A 3,342-nucleotide genomic window follows, 5' to 3' on the forward strand; every position below is an offset into this window, starting at 1 on the left:
GCTTGCGGGTCTCCAGCAGGGCTTCGTCCTCCTGGAACAGCCGGGCCAGGCCGCTGGCGCGCGGGGCTCGCTCCAGCAGCTCCTGGGCGGCTTTCATGTCCAACTCCAGCCGGTGCTGACTCAGGCCTCGACCGGCGAGCAGTCGGCGCTCGGACGCATCGCGCTCGGTGGACAGCGCGGTGAGGCTGTTGCCCCGAAGGCGCACGCGGGTGCCCTCGTGGAACTTCACCACCATACGCTCCACCCGCGCGTGCTCGGGCAGGTCCAGGCCCGAGTCCTTCAAGGCGGCGAGGCGCGGTTTCAGCGGGGAGTCCGGCACATCGAGGGGCTGCCCCGCGGGAGCGGAGCGCGCCACCTCCTCGCTTACGTTTTCTGCTTCGCCGCAGCTGGTGCTCAGCGCGACGAGGCCCATGAAGAGGGCACCAAACCCGGCGCTGCGGACATGCCGAGGGAAGACGACGGGGGACGCGAGCGGCTTTTTTCTAGGGCTCATTCGGGGGCACCTCGGAGAGACGTCAGACTGCGGAACGCAGTCGGGCGGCCCTTGAGCAAGGCGAGTGCCAGGGAGGAACACCGCGGACGGTGTCCCGGTACGTCAGAAGCGTGGGGCTCACGTGCGCCGCGCTGTTTCCGAGCGCGCCACTGCGCCACCCTCGACACGGCCCACGCCTTCCCTGAACGTCGTCCGGACATGTCCGGGACATGTCCGGACATGTCTGAAGCGGGCCATGCTGAAAGGTGGGGGGCGCCGCGAGACGCGGCGGTGGCACACGCGAGCGCGGCAAGGCGGCTATGCGGTGGACGCGCTATCGTCGCGCCGATGATGAGTTCTCTCGACTTCACTTCCTGGCGGGGGCTCGCGGCGACGCTGGGTTGATGCAGACCGTGCAGCGACGGCGAGAACGAGAGAGCCACCAGAACAACGAGCGGCTGAAGACACGCATCTCCGCATACAAGACGCTCGGCGGCTCATTCACCGGTGAACTCGTCGCGGACCCGACCCACCTGGTCACCGGGCGCAAGGTCGGCACCGCGCGGCTGGTCGTGTCGCTGCGCGACTTCATCCGCCGGGCGCTCGACCTCGAGCCCATTCCTCAGGGGCTCATCGTTCCCGACCAGGGCCCATTGCGTCCCAGCGGCGGGGGAAGGGGCAAGGGTGGAGACAAGGGTGGTGGACGAGGGGGCGGCGGTGCCGGGGGCGGAGGAGGTGCCGGAGCTGGAGGCGTCGGAATGGGCGGTGCAGGCGTCCATGCGGACACCGACGACACGGACGGCGGCCATCGCGTTTGAACCTGGGAGCGTGCTTCCCCCTGACGCTGGCGTGCCAGCGGCGCTCCAGTTGATGCGGCAAAAGTGCAGGGGACTGGAGACTCCGGCGGAGAAGCTGGAGCACATCGGAGCCAGCGATTCACAGCCTCGCTGGCTCCATGCGTGACAAGGCTTTTACGGGCTGTAGACCAGCGCCAGTTGGCCGCCTCTCTGGTTGTAGGGGTCGTCGCTGCCGATGAGCGAATTCCAGCCGCAGTAACCGCCTCCTGTCAGATCGACCAACCGCGCGTCAGGGCTGTAGGTCGCCGAGCCGACTTCGCTCCAACCCATCACGAGGAACTGGCTGTGCGCCACGGCGAAGGGGGTACCGCGCAGGTCCAGGTTGGCCAGTCCCACGGGGGCCCAGTCGCAGGACATGGCCGAGCCGTATGGCATCGAGCTCACCGTGGTGGGGCCGTGGGTGAGTTGTCCCGAGGAGGTGGAGAAGGTCTGGTCCGCCGTATTCACCTGCAGGGTGGCCGGGTCGATGCGCAGCTTGGAGTAGTTGGTGCGCACGGTGGTGCCGGGAGAAGCCCCGCCCGCGGTGTACTGGGAGAAGTTGGAGGTGCCCGTGTGCTTCAGCGACAGGTACTCGGTGGGGGTGCCGGCCATTCCGTGGCACCAGGCCGCCCAGGGCCAGGCGGTATTGCTGTTGAGGTAGAGCACGTACTCGCCATCCCCCAGGCTGGGGTTGAGGTTCTTGAGTTGCTGGCAGGTGGCCGGGGCGAGTTGCTGGAACGCCTGCCGCAGGTTGGGCAGGGGGCCGATGTGGCGCGAGTCCGGCGCCTGGGGGGTGCCGGTGGTGGCCAGGAGGCCGCGGATGTCGCGCGGAGCCAGAGGGCCGATGCCCCGGGCCTGTGCCGCCCCCTGGAGGCTGGCGACCGCGCCGGTGATGATGGGCGAGGCGCTCGAGGTGCCGCTGAAGGAGGCCGTGTAGTACTGGTCTTCGTTGTTTCCGAACAGGTCTCCATAGCCCGTCGTCACCACGCTCTCGCCCCAGCCGTGCATGTCCACGCGGGAGCCATGGTTGGTCCAGCACATGGGCACGCGCGACAAGGCCGTGCTGGCGCCCACGAGGATGGCGCCCGAATCACGGAGGGACCGGTTGAAGCGGCCTCCGTAGACGGCGTCATCCAGGTTGACGCTGCCGTTGCCCGCTGCTTCCACCACGGTGACGCCGTTGGCGGTCGCCGTGGCGACGGCGTCGAACTCGGCCTGCCAGTACTCCATGGCGATGAAGTTGCACTGGCTGAAGTTGCAGGTGCAGGGCGAGCTGTCGGCGGGGCCTGGCGCGTGCAGTTCGATGAGGATGACGCCCCCAGGGCCCGCGGCGGCGGCCGCGTTGGAGATGGCGCTCGCCGTGCTCTGGTTGCCAATACTGGACACACCCGCCAAGGCCTGGTCGGCGATGCCCGTCACGCCGTAGGCGTTGCGCACTCCGACGATTTCCCCGAGCACGGCGGTGCCGTGGTTGCGCCAGCTCAGGTCATTGTATTGCACCCCGCCCTGGTAGAAGAGGCCGGGCAGGTCCTCATGGGTGGTGCGCCAACCGCCCTCGATGTCCACGACCTTCACGCCCGCGCCCCTGGCTCCCTGCACGCCCCAGGCGTATCGGGCGTCGATGCCGACAGGCGCGGCGTTCAGGTAGCCCTGGTTGCCTTCGAAGAGCGGAGTGACGAGCGGGAGGTCGGCAGCGGCCAGCAGGCCGCGCAGCGTGTCATCCATCCCGAAGTTCACCATGGCCGGCTCCGCCGGGGGCTGGGCATAGGCCACCTCCACGCTCTCCAGGGCGTTGAGGGAGTCCACCAGCGCCTTCACGTGCTCGGCGCGCGTGCCCTGGCGCAGCGGCACGTCGTAATAGAGGTTGAGGTCCGCGAGCTGCCGCCCGCTGGCCGTCTCGCCCTGGCGCTTGCGGGTCTCCAGCAGGGCTTCGTCCTCCTGGAACAGCCGGGCCAGGCCGCTGGCGCGCGGGGCTCGCTCCAGCAGCTCCTGGGCGGCTTTCATGTCCAACTCCAGCCGGTGCTGACTCAGGCC

2 protein-coding genes and 1 pseudogene are annotated in these 3,342 nt (G+C 69.0%); 1 reads left to right on the top strand and 2 read right to left on the bottom strand.

All coding sequences use genetic code 11. The features are described from left to right. Positions 1–493: pseudogene (locus tag HV824_RS35255) on the bottom strand (hypothetical protein); the annotation flags it as partial. Positions 494–876: 383 nt separating this feature from the next. On the opposite strand from HV824_RS35255, the gene HV824_RS35260 reads away from it, so the two are divergent. After that, a complete protein-coding gene (locus HV824_RS35260) occupies positions 877–1,290 on the top strand; it encodes a hypothetical protein (protein WP_255208605.1) in 414 nt (137 codons plus the stop codon). Positions 1,291–1,443: 153 nt separating this feature from the next. On the opposite strand, the gene HV824_RS35270 is transcribed toward HV824_RS35260, so the two are convergent. After that, the coding region (locus HV824_RS35270) for a GON domain-containing protein (RefSeq protein WP_217918022.1) at positions 1,444–3,342 on the bottom strand (1,899 nt) is incomplete at its 5' end.

The organism is Myxococcus sp. AM009, from assembly GCF_013372605.1.
GTDB lineage: Bacteria > Myxococcota > Myxococcia > Myxococcales > Myxococcaceae > Myxococcus > Myxococcus vastator.

What these genes read in the sequence shown, in the direction of transcription:
- HV824_RS35260 (WP_255208605.1), top strand. Translation starts at nt 877, where the DNA reads ATGCAGACCGTGCAGCGACGGCGAGAACGAGAGAGCCACCAGAACAAC.